The sequence below is a fragment of the Micromonospora sp. ALFpr18c genome, assembly GCF_008868155.1.
In the GTDB taxonomy this organism is placed as follows: Bacteria; Actinomycetota; Actinomycetes; order Mycobacteriales; family Micromonosporaceae; genus Micromonospora.
Genome location: NZ_WBKR01000041.1, coordinates 16,306 through 34,128, shown reverse-complemented (window position 1 = coordinate 34,128; position 17,823 = coordinate 16,306). Strand labels below are relative to the sequence as shown.

The 17,823-nt window shown below is 71.9% G+C and carries 18 protein-coding genes; 8 read left to right on the top strand and 10 right to left on the bottom strand.

The features are described 5' to 3' along the window. On the bottom strand, positions 1 to 602 hold a 602-nt coding region (locus F8271_RS10635; RefSeq protein ID WP_151489535.1), incomplete at its 3' end, for an aminotransferase class V-fold PLP-dependent enzyme. Between the two features lie 170 nt (positions 603 to 772). Between F8271_RS10635 and coxB the strand changes: the two genes are divergently transcribed. Next, complete coding sequence (coxB, locus tag F8271_RS10630; protein WP_151489534.1) at positions 773 to 1,744, top strand: cytochrome c oxidase subunit II; 972 nt, start codon at positions 773 to 775, stop codon at positions 1,742 to 1,744. A gap of 9 nt (positions 1,745 to 1,753) precedes the next feature. Beyond that, positions 1,754 to 2,179, top strand: a complete 426-nt coding sequence (locus F8271_RS10625) for a cytochrome c oxidase subunit 4 (RefSeq protein ID WP_151489533.1) — start codon at positions 1,754 to 1,756, stop codon at positions 2,177 to 2,179. 98 nt (positions 2,180 to 2,277) lie between these two features. Here the strand turns inward: F8271_RS10625 and F8271_RS10620 are convergent, their stop codons facing one another. From F8271_RS10620 to F8271_RS10605, 4 genes are all read right to left on the bottom strand, one after another. Further along, on the bottom strand, positions 2,278 to 2,484 hold the full coding sequence (locus F8271_RS10620) for a hypothetical protein (RefSeq protein WP_151489532.1): 207 nt from the start codon (positions 2,482 to 2,484) through the stop codon (positions 2,278 to 2,280). 216 nt (positions 2,485 to 2,700) lie between these two features. Then, complete coding sequence (gene trpD, locus F8271_RS10615) at positions 2,701 to 3,747, bottom strand: anthranilate phosphoribosyltransferase (protein ID WP_151489531.1); 1,047 nt, start codon at positions 3,745 to 3,747, stop codon at positions 2,701 to 2,703. 89 nt (positions 3,748 to 3,836) lie between these two features. Continuing rightward, on the bottom strand, positions 3,837 to 4,232 hold the full coding sequence (locus F8271_RS10610) for a hypothetical protein (RefSeq protein ID WP_151489530.1): 396 nt from the start codon (positions 4,230 to 4,232) through the stop codon (positions 3,837 to 3,839). A 106-nt stretch (positions 4,233 to 4,338) separates the two neighbouring features. Continuing rightward, a complete protein-coding gene (locus F8271_RS10605; protein WP_370461892.1) occupies positions 4,339 to 5,259 on the bottom strand; it encodes a cytochrome c oxidase assembly protein in 921 nt (306 codons plus the stop codon). Positions 5,260 to 5,367: 108 nt separating this feature from the next. On the opposite strand from F8271_RS10605, the gene F8271_RS10600 reads away from it, so the two are divergent. The 5 genes from F8271_RS10600 (at position 5,368) to F8271_RS10580 (ending at position 10,529) form a co-directional block, all read left to right on the top strand. Continuing rightward, positions 5,368 to 5,967 carry a heme-copper oxidase subunit III gene (locus F8271_RS10600; protein WP_151489529.1) on the top strand — a complete coding sequence of 200 codons (600 nt, stop codon included), beginning with the start codon at positions 5,368 to 5,370 and terminating at the stop codon, positions 5,965 to 5,967. A gap of 70 nt (positions 5,968 to 6,037) precedes the next feature. Beyond that, complete coding sequence (locus tag F8271_RS10595; RefSeq protein ID WP_151489528.1) at positions 6,038 to 6,874, top strand: cytochrome c; 837 nt, start codon at positions 6,038 to 6,040, stop codon at positions 6,872 to 6,874. Between the two features lie 64 nt (positions 6,875 to 6,938). Next, the gene (locus F8271_RS10590; RefSeq protein WP_151489527.1) at positions 6,939 to 8,027 is read left to right on the top strand and encodes a ubiquinol-cytochrome c reductase iron-sulfur subunit; all 1,089 of its coding nucleotides are present in this window, start codon (positions 6,939 to 6,941) and stop codon (positions 8,025 to 8,027) included. Further along, positions 8,024 to 9,655 (top strand): ubiquinol-cytochrome c reductase cytochrome b subunit, encoded by a 1,632-nt coding sequence (locus tag F8271_RS10585; RefSeq protein ID WP_151489526.1) that lies wholly within the window; start codon positions 8,024 to 8,026, stop codon positions 9,653 to 9,655. Before F8271_RS10590 ends, F8271_RS10585 begins: the two co-directional genes overlap by 4 nt. A gap of 193 nt (positions 9,656 to 9,848) precedes the next feature. Continuing rightward, entirely contained in the window at positions 9,849 to 10,529 is a 681-nt protein-coding gene (locus F8271_RS10580) for a DUF4142 domain-containing protein (protein ID WP_151489525.1), read from the top strand. 73 nt (positions 10,530 to 10,602) lie between these two features. On the opposite strand, the gene F8271_RS10575 is transcribed toward F8271_RS10580, so the two are convergent. The 5 genes from F8271_RS10575 to F8271_RS10555 form a co-directional block, all read right to left on the bottom strand. Continuing rightward, the gene (locus F8271_RS10575) at positions 10,603 to 10,890 is read right to left on the bottom strand and encodes an Lrp/AsnC family transcriptional regulator (protein WP_151489524.1); all 288 of its coding nucleotides are present in this window, start codon (positions 10,888 to 10,890) and stop codon (positions 10,603 to 10,605) included. A gap of 36 nt (positions 10,891 to 10,926) precedes the next feature. Next, positions 10,927 to 11,838 carry a sugar phosphate nucleotidyltransferase gene (locus F8271_RS10570; protein ID WP_151489523.1) on the bottom strand — a complete coding sequence of 304 codons (912 nt, stop codon included), beginning with the start codon at positions 11,836 to 11,838 and terminating at the stop codon, positions 10,927 to 10,929. Next, on the bottom strand, positions 11,835 to 12,377 hold the full coding sequence (locus tag F8271_RS10565) for an NUDIX hydrolase (RefSeq protein ID WP_151489522.1): 543 nt from the start codon (positions 12,375 to 12,377) through the stop codon (positions 11,835 to 11,837). The genes F8271_RS10570 and F8271_RS10565 overlap by 4 nt, the downstream gene beginning before the upstream one ends. A 53-nt stretch (positions 12,378 to 12,430) precedes the next feature. Beyond that, entirely contained in the window at positions 12,431 to 14,224 is a 1,794-nt protein-coding gene (locus F8271_RS10560; protein ID WP_151489537.1) for a bifunctional (p)ppGpp synthetase/guanosine-3',5'-bis(diphosphate) 3'-pyrophosphohydrolase, read from the bottom strand. 127 nt (positions 14,225 to 14,351) lie between these two features. Beyond that, entirely contained in the window at positions 14,352 to 16,106 is a 1,755-nt protein-coding gene (locus F8271_RS10555; protein WP_151489521.1) for a DEDD exonuclease domain-containing protein, read from the bottom strand. A 127-nt stretch (positions 16,107 to 16,233) separates the two neighbouring features. Here F8271_RS10555 and F8271_RS10550 point away from each other — a divergent pair, with 127 nt between their 5' ends. Continuing rightward, positions 16,234 to 17,664, top strand: coding sequence for an NYN domain-containing protein (locus tag F8271_RS10550; RefSeq protein WP_151489520.1), 1,431 nt, complete (start codon positions 16,234 to 16,236; stop codon positions 17,662 to 17,664). Positions 17,665 to 17,823 lie beyond the last annotated feature (159 nt).

Here is a 17,823-nt window from a genome sequence, read left to right as displayed (position 1 = left end):
TGCGCGCTGGCGGTGAGCACCGACCACCCGGCGGGCAGCGGCACCCGGCCGACCGACTGCGCCGCGTCGACGTACAGCGGCACCCCGGCGTCGGCGCAGGCCGCGGCCGCCTCGGCGACCGGTTGCACGGTGCCCACCTCGTGGCTGGCGCTGATCAGCGCCGCCAACCCGACCCCGGGGGCGCGTACCGCGTCCGACCAGGCGGTCAGGTCCAGCCGGCCCAGCCGGTCCACCGGCACCGCGTGCGCGACGCCGCCAGCCCCGACGTGCCGCTGCGCGGCGTGCAGGACGGCGGAGTGCTCGATCGCCGAGTGCACCAGCGTCGACCCGATCCGGTGCCGCCCGGCCAGGCCACCGAGCACCGCGCCGTGCGCGGCGGTCGTACCACTGGGGGTGAAGGACAGCTCGTCGGCGCGGACGCCGAGCGTCTGCGCGGTGGCCTCGCGGGCGGCGTCGAGAAGTTGCCGGGCGCGGCGGGCCTGGGTGTAGAGCTTGCCGGGGTCGGCCCAGCCGTCCTCCAGGGCGGCCAGCAGCGCCTGCCGGGCGACCGGATGTGTCGGCGCGGCGGTCGCCGCGTCGAAATAGACCGGGGAAGCGCTCACAGATCAGTACGGTATCGCGGCGGTATGCCCAGGATCCCCCCGATGGGGGCGGACAGTGACCCCACCACGGCCGAGCCCGTCATGGTCGAGTAATCTGCGACCGTCGGTGACGCCTTTGTCGTGGGTGCCGAGGAAAGACGCACCGCGGCGCGCTAGGGAGGCAGGACCAGGTGGTCGCAAGGAGTTCGGAGGTACGGCCGTCGGCCGTACGGCACAGCGCTTCCCAGGGGGCCGGTGGACGCCGGCGGCGCGGTGCTGGTCGGCTGGCCGGGCTCGGTCTCGGCGGCGTGGCGCTGCTGGTCCTGCTCACGGGCTGTGACGTCGGCGCGACGTTCGACGGCTTCGGTTGGCCGCAGGGGGGCATCTCGGCGGAGTCCCGGCGGATGTACGACCTGTGGATCGCCTCCTGCATCGCCGCCCTCGCGGTCGGCGTCTTCGTGTGGGGCCTGATCTTCTGGTGCGTCGTGCGCTACCGCAAGCGTGGCAACGCGCTGCCGGTGCAGACCCGCTACAACATGCCGATGGAGTTCCTCTACACCATCGCGCCGATCCTGATCGTCTCGGTGCTCTTCTACTACACCGCGATCGTGCAGACCGACGTCGACAAGCTGTCGAAGAACCCCGACGTCACGGTCGAGGTCGTCGCGTTCAAGTGGAACTGGCAGTTCAACTACCGCGACGGGCAGGGCACGGAGGCCCGCACCACCGCGTCGACGCTCGGCACCAGTGAGGTCATCCCGGTGCTGGTGCTGCCGACCAACCGGTCGATCCGGTTCGAGGAGACCAGCCGCGACGTCATCCACTCCTTCTGGGTGCCGGAGCTGCTCTTCAAGCGCGACGTCATGCCGGGCAAGATCCGCAACGTGTTCGAGGTCTCCAGCCTGGAGGCCGAGGGCGCCTACGTCGGGCGGTGCGCCGAGCTGTGCGGCAGCTACCACGCGTTCATGAACTTCGAGCTGCGGGTGGTCTCGCCGGAGAAGTACGACCAGTTCCTGGCGGCGAAGCAGAGCGGCAAGTCCACCCAGGACGCGCTGACCGCGATCGGTGAGCAGCCGTACGCGCAGACCACGCAGCCGTTCGACACCCGGCGGACGCAGGACAACTTCAACCCGGACGACGTTCCGGCCCGCACGGGAAGCTGAGGCAGCCGCATGAAGACCGAGTGGCGTATCTTCCTGATCATCGCCGGGTTCCTCTTCGGTGCCACCATCCTGTACGGCGCCTGGACGCACGGTGAGTCCGGCAACGTCGAGTGGGTGGGCACCGTCGCCCTGCTGCTGTCGTTCCTGCTCTGCTCGATGTGTGGTGGCTTCTTCTGGTTCGTGTCCCGCCGGATCGACCTGCGTCCGGAGGATCGTCCGGACGCCGAGATCGCCGACGGCGCGGGTGAGATCGGCTTCTTCAGCCCGGGCAGCTACTGGCCGTTCGGCCTGGCGCTGGCCGCCGCGGTCGCCGCGCTGGGCATGGTGTTCTGGCAGTTCTGGCTGATCGGCGCCGGCCTGTTGGCGGTCGTCTTCGCCGCCTGCGGGCTGCTGTTCGAGTACTACACCGGCACCCGGCGCACCGCCGAGCACTGATCCACCCGGTCGCCGCCGCGACCGACCCGTACCGCCGCGAAGGCCCGTTTCCCGATGGGGAGCGGGCCTTCGTCATGGGTGACCGGCGCGAGGGCCGTTCAGGCGGCGCGGCGCCGGGTGGGCTGACGGCGTCGGTGGTCGGCCAGCCGGGTGACCCGGAAGGCGAACGTGGCGATCACCACGGCGGTGCCGCAGCCGGTGCAGATCAGCTCGGGGCAGTCGGCGCCGTGGCCGTCGACGCAGGGCGGCGTCTCGAACGGCGCCACGCCCGCACAGACGTCGCAGTGGAGCTCGCGGTGCGACACGGGTGTCTCCTCATCACTACGGGCGACCCGCCCCCGAGGATGCGACAGCCGCGCACAGACGGGAACGGAGAACTACTCGGCTGTACTTTCCCACCCGGGTCCGACAATTTCCGTGCGTGATCCACTGGACATCCTGGAACTCGGGGTGTCCGGGGCTGGTGGAGACCGCGGATCCGGGATCCCAAGCGCCGGGTCGGGACCGGCGGCGGGGTCCGGTCAGGCGGTGGTGGCGGTCTCGATCCAGCGGTCGAGGGTCGCGGCAGCCGCGCCGGAGTCGAGCGACTCGGCGGCGCGGTCCAGGCCGGCGCGCAGCGCCTCGGTCAGGTCACCGTCCAGCGGGCCCTGGGTGGCCAGCGCCGCCGCCGCGTTGACCAGCACCGCGTCCCGGACCGGACCCGTCTCGCCGGCCAGCAGGCGGCGGGCCACGCCCGCGTTGTAGGCGGCGTCACCGCCGCGCAGGTCGGCGAGGGTGGAGCGGGGTACCCCCAGGTCCGTCGCGTCCAGCACGGCCGCACGTACGGTGCCGCCCTGAGCCGCCCAGACCCGGGTCGGCGCGGCGGTGGTGAACTCGTCCAGCCCGTCCTCACCGCGCATCACCAGCACCGAGTCACCCCGGGCGGCGAACACGCCGGCCATCACCGGTGCCATCCGCGAGTCGAAGCACCCCACGGCGCCGGCACGGGGGCGCGCCGGGTTGGTCAGCGGGCCGAGGAAGTTGAAGACGGTGGGTACGCCCAGCTCCCGGCGGACCGGCCCGGTGTGGCGCATCCCGGGGTGGAACCGGGCCGCGAAGCAGAACCCGATGCCGGCCTCGGTGACGCAGCGGACGATCGCGTCCGGGTCGAGGTCGAGCGGCACGCCGAGGAACTCCAGCAGGTCGGCGGTGCCGCAGGAGGACGACGCCGCCCGGTTGCCGTGCTTGACGACCCGGACGCCGGCGCCCGCCACGACCAGCGCGGCCATGGTGGAGATGTTGACCGTGTGGGCGAGGTCACCGCCCGTGCCCACCACGTCCAGGGCGGTGGAGCGCAGCTCGTCGGGGAGGTCGACCGGGACGGCCCTGCTGAGCATCGTCTCGACCAGCCCGGCCAGCTCGGCCGAGGTCTCACCCTTGGCGCGCAGCGCCACGGCGAAGCCGGCGACCTGTGCGGCGCCCGCCGAGCCGGCCATGATCTCGCCCATCGCCCAGGCGGTGTCGGCGGTGGACAGCTCCTCGCCGCGCAGCAGCGAGTTGAGCAGGTGCGGCCAGGTCCGATCGCCCATGGCGGGCCTCCCGAGCGTACGAAGTGCGGGTGGGCTGGAACCGGCGCCGACTCGTCCGACGCCGTGGCGGTGCCGGAGAGCGGGGGACGTCAGGCGGGTGCGTGCGTCCGCAGCAGCTCGGCCACCGTGCCTCCGGTGGTCACCGGGTCGAGCGGGTGCACCAGCGTCGCGTCGACCTCGGCGTACGCGGCGAGCCATCGGTCGGCGGCGCGGGCGATCACCAGGCAGGTCGGCGGAGCGTCGTCCCGGTCGTCCTTGATCTGCCGGGCGATGCCCATGCCCCCACCGGGGCTGGCCTCACCGTCGAGCAGCAGCAGGTCGATCTCGTAGTCGTCGACCAGGCGGATCGTCTCGGCGTACGTCGACGCGTCGACGAACTCGATCTGCAGGCCGGGCGCGGGCCGGGTGCCGACGGCGAGCCGCATCCGGTCACGGACCTGCGGGTCGTCGCTGTAGAGCAAGACGGTGCACAGACGATCGCTCATGGCTGAACAGGCTCCCACCTCGTAGCTGCCCGCCGATCGTACCGGTCGACGTGACGTAGCCGACATCCCGCCCGACACCGGCCCTGGGGCGTACCGTCTGCGCAGCTCAGGCGGGCGCGGCGTCGGCGGCGCGTTCGCGGGCCTCCTGGCGGTCCAGTTCGCGGTCGACCCGGCGGGCCTCCCGCTCGGACTGCTTGACCCACTGCACCACCAGCACGGCGAGCATGGTGACGCTGACGAACTCGCCGCCGGCCCACAGGATGCCGCCGGCGAGCACCTGGTCGGCCTTCGGGTCGGCCCAGCCGAGGTTGAGCGACGGGTACCAGTCGCCGCCGAAGAGTGTGGTGCTCTGCATGATGGTGAGCCCGAGCACGGTGTGGAACGGCACAGAGAGCAGCATCAGCAGCGCCCGCGCCGGGTACGGCCAGCGGCCGGGCAGCGGGTCGAGACCGAGCAGCGGCCAGAAGAACACGCAGCCGGTCATGATGAAGTGCGCGTGCACCAGCTCGTGTGCCCAGGCGTGCTCCAGGGTGAAGCGGTACAGGTCACTGAAGTACAGCGCGAACGGGTTGACCACGAAGATGGCGAACGCCACCAGGGGGAAGCTGTACACCCGGGCGACGCGGCTGTGCACGATCGCCAGCAGGCGCTTGCGTGGCCCGACCGGCAGGGTGCGCAGGGCCAGCGTCATCGGCGCGCCCAGCGCCAGGAAGATCGGCGACACCATGGACAGCACCATGTGCTGGATCATGTGCACCGACAGCAGCGTGGTGTCGTACGCGTGCAGACCGCTGAGCGTGACGAGCGCGATGCCGCCGAGGCCGGGACCGAGGAAGAAGACGGTCCGGGCGACCGGCCAGCGGTCGCCGCGCAGGCGCAGCCGGTGCACCCCGTAGAGGTAGAGGCCGGCGGCGAGCACCAGCCCGAGGGCCAGCCAGCTGTCCAGCCGGGTCTCGGTCAACACCGCGCCGATGGTGAACGGCGGCGGGGCCGAGGTGGCGGCGAGGATCGGATCGACGTGCAGCACGCTTTTCAGGCTAGGCCAGGCGAACCGGACCTTGACGCCCGGGCCACGGAAGGCGCAGGTTTGCCACCCCGCTGATCGCCGGCCCCGGTCAGGGGCAATAATGACGGCGTGACTGCGGCCCCAGCCATTGACAAGAGCCGGATCCACTCTCTGACCCGACCGAACATGGTCAGCGTCGGGACGATCGTGTGGCTCTCCAGCGAACTCATGTTCTTCGCGGCGCTGTTCGCGATGTACTTCTCGATCCGCGCGGCTGCGCCGGAGCAGTGGGAGAAGCACACCGAGGCGCTGAACATCCCGTACGCGACCACCTTCACGGTGATCCTGGTGCTGTCCTCGGTGACCTGCCAGCTCGGCGTCTTCGCGGCGGAGAAGGGTGACGTGCACGCGCTGCGGCGCTGGTTCACCGTCACCTTCGTGATGGGCCTGATCTTCGTGCTCGGCCAGCTGAACGAGTACCGGCACCTGGTCGCCGACGGCGTCAAGATCAACGAAGACGGTTACGGGTCGATGTTCTACCTGACCACCGGGTTCCACGGCCTGCACGTGACCGGCGGTCTGATCGCCTTCATCATCTTCATGGTCCGTACGACCATGGGCCGGTTCACTCCGGCGCAGGCGACCTCGGCGATCGTCGTGTCGTACTACTGGCACTTCGTCGACGTCGTGTGGATCGGGCTGTACGCCATGATCTACTGGCTTCAGTGATCTTGCGCGTCACATTCCGCACTGCTGCTCCGTCCCCTGAGACAGGTCCAACCGGTTAAGGACACCGCTCATGACTTCTGACAACGACCGCCGACGCGGTCTGCTCGCGCGGTTGCGCGGGCGGCCCGCCGTGCGCAGCAGGGGCCGCCGCCGCCTGGGCGCAGCGGTCCGGCTGATCGCCGCGCTGATGCTCGCCGGCGGTGCCTACACCGTCTTCGCCCCCGGTGCGCAGGCGCAGGACAACCCGCCGCTGACCGGCGCCGCCGCCGAGGGCAAGGCGCTGTTCGACGTGAGCTGTGTGACCTGTCACGGACGCAACGCCCAAGGCGTCGAGGGTCGCGGACCGAGCCTGATCGGCGTCGGCGCGGCCTCGGTCGAGTTCCAGGTCAGCTCCGGCCGGATGCCGCTGGCCCGCCAGGAGGCCCAGGCGCACCGCAAGCCCCCCGTCTTCACCGACGAGCAGACCCGCCAGCTGGCTGAGTACATCCAAGAACTCGGCGGCGGCCCGGTCGTGCCCGAGGGTGACGCAATCCGCGACGGCGGCAACGTCGCGGCCGGCGGTGAGCTGTTCCGGGTCAACTGCGTGCAATGCCACGGCTTCGGCGCCGGCGGCGGCGCGCTCTCCTCGGGCAAGTTCGCCCCGAGCCTGCACCCGGCGACCGACCGGCAGATCTACGCGGCGATGCTAAGTGGCCCGCAGAACATGCCGGTGTTCGGCGACAACCAGATCACGCCGGAGCAGAAGGCCGACATCATCGCGTACATCCAGGAGACGCTGAAGCACGACCAGGACCCGGGTGGGTTCAACCTCGGTCGGTACGGGCCGTCCACCGAGGGCCTGGCGATCTTCCTGGTTGGCATCGTGGCGCTCGTCTTCGCCAGCCTGTGGATCGCGGGTAAGTCGTGACCGAGCGGATCTTCAGTTTCAGTGCCGTGGTGCCGCTCGGCGCCACCCGTAGCGAGGTGACGGCATGAGCACGCACACCGAGCACCAGGCCCCGCAGGGCCGGGAGCCGCTCGACGTGAACGACCCCACGCTGACCCGGTTCGACATCGTCCGTGAAGGCGCACGCCGGGACGACATCGAGATCGTGCACTACGAGCCGCAGGTGCTGCCCGGCACCAAGGCCGAGCGCCGGCTCACCCGGGTCGTGGCCGGGTTCTTCCTGATCACCGGCCTGGCGGCGACCGCCTTCCTGGCGATCTACATCTGGTGGCCGTGGCAGTACGAGCCGGGCCGTGGCGGCGACAAGTTCTACACCCCGCTGCTCGGCGCGACCCTCGGCGTGGCCCTGCTGGCCGTCGGCTTCGGCATCCTGACCTGGGGCAAGAAGTTGCTGCCCAAGGAGGTCTCGATCCAGGACCGGCACGAGGGCGTGGTGGACGCCGAGGGGCGCACCATCACCGGTCAGACCATGCTCTACCTGGCCGACGAACTCGGTGTGAAGCGCCGCCCGCTGCTCGGCATCTCGCTGCTGGCCGGCCTCGCGCCGGTCGCCGCGGTCGCCGCGGCGCCCCTGGTCGGCGGTCTGATCTCCCAGCCACACAAGAACAACCAGATGTTCACCACCGGGTTCGGCGCCGCCGAGGGTGGTGAGCGGATCCGCCTGGTCCGCGAGGACGGTCGCCCGATCCGCCCGGCGGACGTCAGCGCCGGTGGTCAGATCACCGTCTTCCCCGGCATCGAGGAGGGCGTGAGCAACAAGCACGCCGACTCGCCGACGCTCCTGATCCACCTGCGCAGCAGCGACGCGGAGCAGTCACGCCGGGCCAACGAGCGGATCGGCCACGGCGACTACATGTGGGGCGACTATGCGGCGTTCTCCAAGATCTGCACGCACGCCGGCTGCCCGGCCAGCCTGTACGAGCAGCAGACCAACCGGCTGCTCTGCCCGTGCCACCAGTCCCAGTTCCTGATCACCGACAACGCCCGGCCCGTCTTCGGCCCCGCCAGCCGGCGGCTGCCGCAGCTGCCGATCGAGGTGGACTCCGAGGGCTTCTTCGTGGCGAAGTCCGACTACACCGAGACCGTCGGGCCTGATTTCTGGGAGCGGCCATGAAGCGTCGAAAGTTTGACCTTGCGGCGACGCCGGGCAAGGCCGCGGTGGGAGTGGACGACCGCTTCCAGGTGGCCACGCCGCTGCGCAAGCTGCTGAACAAGGTCTTCCCGGACCACTGGTCCTTCCTGCTCGGCGAGATCGCGCTGTTCTCGTTCGTCGTGCTGCTGCTGACCGGTGTGTTCCTCACCTTCTTCTTCGAGCCGGCGATGACCGAGGTGGTCTACGACGGCAGCTACGCGCCGTTGCAGGGCACCCCGATGTCCGCCGCGTACGCGTCCAGCCTGGACCTGTCGTTCGACGTCCGCGGCGGTCTGGTGATGCGGCAGATGCACCACTGGTCTGCGCTGCTGTTCATGGCCGCGATCGTCGTGCACATGCTGCGGGTCTTCTTCACCGGCGCGTTCCGCAAGCCGCGGGAGACCAACTGGATCATCGGCTCGCTGCTGTTCTGGGTCGGCTTCCTGGCCGGCTTCACCGGCTACTCGCTGCCCGACGACGGCCTGTCCGGCACCGGCCTGCGGATCGCCTCGGCGATCATGCTGTCCATCCCGGTGATCGGCTCCTGGGTCACCTCGTCGGTCTTCGGCGGCGAGTTCCCGGGCACCATCATCATCAGCCGGTTCTTCATCGCCCACGTGCTGCTCATCCCGGGTCTGCTGGTCGCGCTGATCAGCGTCCACCTGGGTCTGGTCTTCAAGCAGAAGCACACCCAGTGGCCCGGCCCCGGCCGGACCAACGGCAACGTGGTCGGCGAGCGGATGTTCCCGCGGTACGCGCTGAAGCAGGGCGGCTTCTTCATGGTCGTCTTCGGCGTCATCGCGCTGCTGGGCGGTCTGTTCCAGATCAACCCGATCTGGCTGTTCGGCCCGTACGAGGCGTGGGTGGTCTCGGCCGCCAGCCAGCCCGACTGGTACGTCATGTTCCTCGACGGCTCGACCCGACTCATGCCGGCCTGGCAGATCAACATCCCGATCGGCGACGGGTACGTCATTCCGCCGCTGTTCTGGCCGACTGTCGTGCTCCCCGGCATCCTGGTCGGCCTGTCGACGATGTACCCGTTCCTGGAGGCCCGCCACCTCAAGGACCGCAAGAGCCACAACCTGCTCCAGCGGCCCCGTGACGTTCCGGCCCGGACCGCCGTCGGCGCCATGGCCGTCGCGTTCTACGTCGTTCTGACGCTCTCCGGCGCCAACGACGTGATCGCGGACAAGTTCCAGATCAGCCTGAACGCGATGACCTGGGCGGGCCGGATCGGCCTGCTGGTGGTCCCGCCGCTGGCGTACTACGTCACCTACCGGCTCTGCCTGGGTCTGCAGCAGCACGACCGGGAGGTGCTCGCGCACGGCGTCGAGACCGGCATCATCCGGCGCCTGCCGGATGGCCGGTTCGTCGAGGTGCACCAGCCGCTCAGCGCGTCCAACGGGCACGCGGACGGCCACGGCCAGCTGGAGTACGTCGGCTGGGTGGTGCCCAAGAAGATGAACCGGCTCGGTGCCCTCGGCCCGGCCATCCGGGGCTTCTTCTACCCGATCGAGAAGCCGGTCGAGGCGCCGGTCTCGCCGGGGCACCCGCCCGTCGAGGCCCGACCCGAGCGCGAGGAGATCGGCAGCGGCGAGAGCCGCCGCTGACCGCCCGATCGCAACCGTTACGGGGCGCCCGCCGGATTTCCGGCGGGCGCCCCGTCGTATCCGTATCCACCGCCCATCCGGCCAGGAGTCGGACGGCCACGGCGGGACCGGCCGACCCGCGCGAGGAGGGGATCGCAGGAATAACCCCGGTGAGCCGGGTATCCGTGCGGTCCAACGTCTCAAGGGGGGGAACATGTTGGGTATCAAACGCCTCGGCCTGTTGGCCGCGCTGGTACTGGTCGGCGTTGCGCCGGCCGCGGCCGCGCAGGCCGCGGCACAGCCGTCGACGCAGGACACCCAGTATCTGCAGGCGGTGCACCAGGTGAACCTGTTCGAGATCACCGCAGGTGACCTGGCCCAGCAGAAGGGTCAGAACCAGGGGGTCAAGGACCTGGGCGCGATGTTCAAGACCGACCACACCCAGCTGGACCAGACGGTGCAGCAGACCGCGTCGCAGCTCAACGTGGAACTGCCGAACGAGCCCAGCGCCGATCAGCAGGCGGTCATCGACAAGCTGAACAACGCCAGCGGCGCGGAGTTCGACCGGCTCTGGGTGACCAGTGAGCTGGCCGGTCACGTCCAGGCCATCCAGGCCACCCAGACGGAGATCTCGCAGGGCTCCGAGCAGTCGGTGGTCCAGTTGGCCCAGACCGCCCTGCCGACGCTCCAGGCGCACTACGACGAGCTGGTGCAGCTCGCCAACCAGCTCGGTATCCCGGTCCCGCAGGCCAGCGCCAGCGGTACGCCCAGCCCGGGTGGCACCGAGTCGCCGGCTCCGGGCGGCAGCACCGAGTCCCCGGCTCCGGGCGGCACCACCGAGTCGCCGGCTCCGGGCGGTGGCTCCACCGAGGTGCCGGCTCCCAGCGAGAGCTGACCCAGCGGCAGCAGACGGCCGGTCCACCCGCGCGGGTGGACCGGCCGCTGTGCGTCCGAGGCCGGGCGGCGGGTCAGTCGGCGCTCGCGAGGCCGATCGCGAACGCCTCCTCCAGGTCGAGCTGCGAGTACGCCCGGAAGGCGATGTGCGACTCGGTGTTCAGGACGCCGGGGACCTTGGAGATGCTGCCGGCGATGACCTGGGCGATCTGGTCGAACTCGCGGACCCGGACGATGGCGATGAGATCGACGTGCCCGGCCACCGAGTAGACCTCGCTGACGCCGGGGAGGTTGGCCAGGGTTTCCGCCACCTCGGGAATCGCGTCGGTGGCGCAGTCGATCAGCACGATCGCGGTGATCACGGGGCATTTCTCCGTTCGTCGGCGTCGTCGCCCATGCTAGATGTTTCCGGCCGGACCCGGAGGGGGAGCCGCCGCGGCTGCACCGTGCGCGGCGGCGGGCACGGTACAGCCGTCCCCGAACCGGATCACGTCGTGCAGACGTTCCCCGGCGCGTACGACCGCCCCCGGCCACACCACGGTGCGGCGTATCTCGCCGTCGACCCGCGCACCGGCGCCGACCACCGACTCCACGCAGCGGCCGGTCACCGTCGCGGACGGGTCGACCAGTGCCCCGCCGGCCGCCGCGTGCAGATTGGCCGCCAGGTAGTCGGCCGGGGTGCCGGTGTCGTAGAAAGTGCCCGGGTACGGCACCACCTCCAGGTCGCCGGCAGCCTCGGCGGGCCGCCAGAGGGCGCGTACCAGGTCCGAGAAGACCACCGGCAGGTCACGGACCAGTCGCCAGGGCAGCAGCGAGAAGCCGGTGAAGCAGTGCCCGTCGAAGGTCCCCGGCGCCGTCGGGTCCTCGGCGGGCTGGCCGAGCAGGCGCACGGTGTGCCCGTCCCAGCCGTCCAGCAGGGCGGCGACGTCGGGGCCGGGGGGAGTCGACGGGTCGGCGAGGTACGCGTCGGCGTTGCCGACCAGCACCGGCCGGCCGTCGATCCAGTCCCGCAGGTTGGCCACCCCGCCCGCGGTGCCCAGCGGGTCGCCGGGCTCCACCGACAGGTGTGCGCGGTCGCCGACGTGGTTGACCACCTGGTCGGCGAGGTAGCACGCGTTCACCGCGACGTGCCCGGGACCGGCCAGGCCGAGCCCGGCCAGCCGGGCCAGCGCCCGGTCCAGCAGCGGCACGTTGCCCACCGGGCACAGCGCCTTGGGAACCCGCTCGGTGAGCGGGCGCAGTCGGGTGCCCTCGCCGGCGGCGAGCACCACCGCGCACACCCGGGCCGGTACGCCGGCCGTCGCGGTCACGGCAGAGTGTCGGGCACCGGTGGCGGGAACTGCCCGGCCAGCGGCCCGATGTCGTAGTAGGCGAGCAGCCGGGCGGTCGGCCAGGTCAGCTTGGGCAGGTCGTCCAGCGGATGCCAGGCAGCCTCGAAGACCTCCGCGCCGTCCACCACCAGCTCGGTGTCGGACGCCGGCACCTCCGTCTCGAAGACCACGTCCACCCAGCCCTTGGCGTGCACGATCGCGTTCGGGACGGCGGGGCGCAGCCGGGACGGGGGGAGCCGGATGCCGGACTCCTCGAACAGCTCCCGGGCCGCGCCCGCCACCGGCGCCTCACCCCGGTCGAGCAGGCCGGCGGGCAGCGACCACCCCTTGCCGGGCGGCTGGCGCAGCATCAACAACCGGCCCGCACCCGTCGCCTCGGAGTCGCGGACCAGGGTGACCGCACCGACGATGTACTTGGGCACGGCCAGCTTGACCAGACGCCGGCGTACCGGCAGGGGCAGCCGGTAGAAGGCCTGGTAGAAGATGGCCCGACCGGTGGCGCGGTAGCGGGGGATCATGATTCCAGGCTAGTGGTCACGAATGTCCCTCGGACGCGCTGGGGCCGCCCAGGTCACTGTCGATGGTCGACCAGGTCGATGAGCTGGCGTACCACGGTGTCCGGTTCGATCACCCGGTCGAAGACCGCGACGAGCAGGGTCTCCAGGTCGGGGTAGCCCAACTCCTCGGAGAGGCGCAGCAGCGGCAGGTCACTGGCGAGGCCCCGGTTGTGTTGACGCAGGGCGAGCCCGATGGTGGCCCGGCCGAGGCGCACCTTGTCGCTGATCGTGATGCCCGGCTCGGTGTGCTCGGCGAACCAGCGGTTGATCTGCATCTGCGCGTGCGGTGACTTGACGAAGCTCAGCCACTCCCGGCGCGGCCCACGCGGTGCCACACCCGCCTCGAAGCCGTTGTCGCCGTCGCTCTCGGTGAAGATCTCCACCACGTCGCCCTCGTCCAGCTCCGAGCTCAGTGGCGCCAACCGGCCGTTGATCCGCGCGGCGAGACAGTGGTCGCCGCGCTCGTTGCCCAACTCGTAGGCGAGGTCGACGGGCGTGGCGCCGGCCGGCAGCACGACCTGCCGTCCGTCGGCGAAGACCTGGATCTGACCCTCGGCGAGGTCGCAGCGCAGCGACTCCAGGAACTGTGCCGGGTCGGCGGCGTCCGGCTCCCAGTCGAGCACCCGGCGCAGCCAGTCCAGCTGCTCGGCGCGGGCCGTCGCGCTGCCGCTGCCCGAGCTGGGGAAGCGGAAGTCGGCGGCGATGCCGTACTCGGCGGACCGGTGCATCTCCTCGGTGCGGATCAGCACCTCCACCGTGCGGTCCTGCGGGCCGCAGACGCTGGTGTGCAACGACCGGTAGAGGTTGTTCTTCGGTGAGGCGATGAAGTCCTTGAAACGGCCGGCGACGGGACGCCACGTGCCGTGGATCGCGCCCAGGGCGGCGTAACAGTCGGTGGGCGGGCCGTCGACCACCACCACGATGCGCGGCAGATCGTACGGCGCGGTGTGGCCGCCGGCGATGGTGTCCTTCCAGATCGAGTAGAGGTGCCGGGGACGAGGGCTCACCTCGGCGTCGACCCGGCCACGACGCAACGCCACCCGGGCGCGGGCGACCACCGAGTCGAGGTACGAATCCCAGCCGGGCCGGTCGTGCACGTGCCGGGCCAGCCGGGCGTGCTCGTCGGGCTCCAGGTGCAGCAGCACCACGTCGTCCAGCTCCCGCTTGAGGGTCTGGATGCCCAGCCGGTCGCAGAGCGGGACCAGCACCTCCTGCGTCTTGCGGGCGATCCGCTCCCGCGACGACGCCGAGCGCACACCGAGGGTGCGCATGTTGTGCAGCCGGTCGGCCAGCTTGATGATCAGCACCCGGACGTCCTTGGCGGCCGCGACGATCATCTTGCGGATCGTCTCCGCCTCGGCCGCCTTGCCGTAGAACGCCTTGTCGAACTTGGTCACCCCGTCGACCAGGTGGGCCACCTCGCCGCCGAAGTCCTCGGAGAGCGCCTGGAGCGTGTAGCGGGTGTCCTCCACGGTGTCGTGCAGCAGCGCCGCGACCAGGGTGGTGGTGTCCATCCCCAGCTCCGCGCAGATCTGCGCCACCGCGAGAGGGTGGGTGATGTACGGCTCACCGCTCTTGCGGAACTGCCCGCGGTGCATGTTCTCCGCGATGGTGTACGCCCGGCGCAGCACCGCGGGGTCGGTGCCGGCGTGGATGCCGCGGTGGGTGCGGACCAGGTGGGTGACCGGGTCGGAGTCGGTGGTCGGCCAGGTGAGCAGTGACCGCAGCCGGCGGGCGAGCGGCAGCTCACCTGGCTGGGTCGGAAGGGCGCCCCCCAGGGCGGCGCCGTGTCCGGCGTCGACGTCCACGAGGGACACCTCCTCACCCCGGCTCCACGACGCCGAGACCCGACGCCGGGAGCAGGCCCTCGAATCGGGCAGGACTGCACTTCTCTAACAGCCTAAGCGAGTCGACGTAGTCCGATCGGTCACTTGGTCATGAGCGTTCGGTCGAGAGTTGGTGGGACGAGGCGTTCTCGGCCTTCGCCAGCAGGTCACCGAACCGCCCCGCGCCACCCACCGGCGACGACCAACCGGACGACATCTCCACCAGCCGGGTCTCCGGGCGCTCCAACCAGGACAGGATGCGCTCGGACTCCTCCGCCGTGGCCGCCGGCACCGGCCCGTGCCCACCCGACACCGTCTCGGCGGTGGCCCGGATGGTGGCCAGCGTGGGTCGCGGGTGGACCCCCGGCGGGGACACCCCCGCGCCGGCCAGCCGGCCGTGCCGGACCAGGGCCAGCTCCCAGCCACCCCGGGCCGCCGGGCGGGCCGCGGCCAGCTCGACGATCCCGGTCAGCGCGGTCAGCCGCTGCATCCGCACGGTCGCCCGCAGCACCGCGGCCAGCCGGTACCGCACCACGGCCGCCTCCTCGTAGCGCTGGTCGGCCGAGAGCACGTCGATCCGGGCCAGCAGCGCGTCCACCACCCGCTGCGGGTCACTCGTGGTGGCGGTGCGGAACGGCGCGGCGGCTCTGTCGTCGTACTCCTCGGGGGTGATCCTGTGCTCGCAGGGTGCCGGGCAGCGACCCAGCTCGGCCAGCGCGCAGGCCGGCGTGACGGTACGCAGCGAGAGCCGGTGCGTGCACTGGCGCAGCGGCACCGCGTCGTGGAAACCGGCCGCGGCCAGCTCGGCGGCGCGCCGGGAGGTGAACGGCCCGAGGTAGGCGGTGTCGGTGGGGGCGAGGTCCCGGACGATCGACAGCCGAGGGTACGGACCGTCGGTGAGCTTGAGCCAGACCATCCGCTCCGGGTATTTCGACCGCCGGTTGTACGGCGGGGCGTGCGCGGCGATCAGGCGCAGCTCGCGGACCTCCGCCTCCAGCGAGTGCGCGCACTCCACCGCCTCGACCCGTTCGGCCGCGGCCAGCATCTCGGAGATCCGGGCACGTTTCTCACCGGCCGTGAAGTAGCTGCGCACCCGGGTGGCGATGTCGCCGGAGGTGCCCACGTAGAGCGGCCGCTCGTCGGCGGCCCGGAAGATGTAGACCCCGGGGACCTTGGGCAGCCCCTCGGCCAGGTGCCGCTTGCGGCGCTGCGTCGGGGTGACCGCCCGGGCGAACTCGATGGCGTCACCGACCGTGTCCACCCGGTGCCCGCCCAGCCGGCCGATCAGCCCGTGCAGCACGTCGACGGTGGCCTTCGCGTCGTCCAGCGCGCGGTGGGTGGGCTGGGTGGCGGTGCGGAAGTAGGCCGCCAGGGTGCCCAGCTTGCGGTTGGGCACCTCGTCGCGGGTCAGCACCCGGCGGGCGAGCGCGGCCGTGTCCAGGACGCGGGGGTTGGGCCAGCGGTAGCCGTGCTTCGCGCAGGCCGCCTTGAGGAAACCCACGTCGTACGGGGCGTTGTGGGCCACCAGCACCGCGTCGGCGATGAACTCCAGGAAGCTGGGCAGCACCTGCTCGATCGGCGGTGCCGGCAGCAGCATGGCCTGGGTGATGCCGGTCAGCACGGTGATGAACGGCGGGATCGGCTGCCCCGGGTTGACCAGGGTCGCCAGCACACCCAACTGCTCACCACCGCGCACCTTGACCGCGCCGATCTCGGTGATGCCGCCGCCGTCCGGCGCGCCGCCGGCGGTCTCCAGGTCGACCACCACGAAGGTCGTCGCGTACAGCGGCAGCGCCGGGTCCACCCCACCCACCGCCGGGTCGAGACCAGCGAGGGACTCCTGGACGTACTCCGCCTGTGCCATCGCCGGCACGCTAGCGCCTCGGTCCGACACTCCCGTCGCAGCGGCCCTACCAGTAACCATGGGGCTAGGATGAGAGATCGGCTCACTCACCGGGCGGTGGGCCCGCCAGCGGTGGGAGACTTGCCACATGCCCCTCACCGAGCCGCACGACGACCACCTCCCGCAGGAGGATCCGGTCGCGCGCGACGGTGCCGTGGGCGATCCGCCCGCCGCCCCGGCGGTCGGATCGGGCGGCGGTGAGCCGGCGGTCGAGCCGGAACCCACCCTGCCCGAGCCGGTCCGGCAGCGGATCGTGGCGTTGACCGCCGCGGTGCTGCCCACCCTGCCCGCCGACGAGGTCCCGGTGCCGCTGCGCCGGGTGGCCAAGTTCGCCCCCAACCGGCGGGCCCGACTGGGCGCGCCGGCGATCGCCGCCCAGCTCACCGCCGACCCCCTGTTCCGGCAGCGGGTCACCGCCCGGGTCCTGGCCGACGCCGGTGACCTCGGCTCGGCCGTCGTCGAGGGCACCGCGCCGGCCGCCGCCGACCCGGTCGAGGTGGCCGCGCTGGCCTACCTGGCCCGGCCCCGTGGCTGGCGGGCGCTGATCGACGCCAGCGGCGCGGCCGTCCGCGCCGAGGCGGACAGCGCGGTCGTCGCCGAGCTGGTCCGCGAGGCCGAGCAGCGGGCCACCCGCGCCGAGCACGACCGGGCGGTCGCCCGGGTCGAGGCCGAGAAGCTCCGCGACGAGCTGGCCCGGGTCCGTGAGGAGCTGGGCCAGCTGCGCGAGGAGTCCCGACAGTTGACCCGCACCCTGCGGGAGACCCAGTCCCGCGAACGGAAGGCCACCGAACTGCTGGCCACCGAGCGGGGCCGCGCCGCACGCGCCAGCGCCGACGTGGACGCCGAGCTGCGCCGCGCCCGCGCCCGGCTCGCCGAGGCGGAGGCCGCCGCCGGGGTGGCCCGGGCCAGCGCCAAGGAGGCCCGTTCGGTCGACGACGCCCGGCTGTGGCTGCTGCTGGAAACCATCGGTCAGGCCGCCGTCGGGCTGCGCCGCGAGCTGGCGCTCGACCCGGTCGACAAGCTCCCCGCCGATTTCGTCGCCGACGCGTTCGCCGAGCAGCCGGGCACCGCCGGGGCCGGCCCGGCCGCCCGCGCCCGCGACACCGACGACCCGGCCCGCCTCGACCAGCTGCTCGCCCTGCCCCGGGCGCACCTGGTGGTGGACGGCTACAACGTCACCAAGCGCGGCTTCGGCGAGATGTCCCTGGAGCAGCAGCGCAAGCGCCTCATCACCGGGCTGGGCGGGATCGCCGCGCAGACCGGCGACGAGGTCACCGTCGTCTTCGACGGCGCCGAACGGATGCACGGGCTGCCGCCCGCCCCACGCGGCGTGCGGGTGCTCTTCTCCCGCAAGGGCGAGACCGCCGACGAGCTGATCCGGCGGCTGGTCCGCGCCGAGCCGGCGGGCCGCCCGGTGGTCGTGGTCTCGTCCGACCGCGAGGTCGCCGACGGGGTACGCCGGCACGGGGCGTACCCGTTGGGGGCCGACTCGCTGCTGCGCCGCCTCGCCCGCTCCTGACGCCGTCCGCGGAGGTGTTCAGCGGCGCCCGCGGTCCCCGCGACTTGCTCCAACGCGACCTGTCGGACGGTGCTTCTGTCCCGCGCTCGGGCCGGTTCGACGCTCGGGCCGCCGCCAGTCAGCTGGTCGGTAGTCGCCGGGCCAGCTCCCGACCCAGGG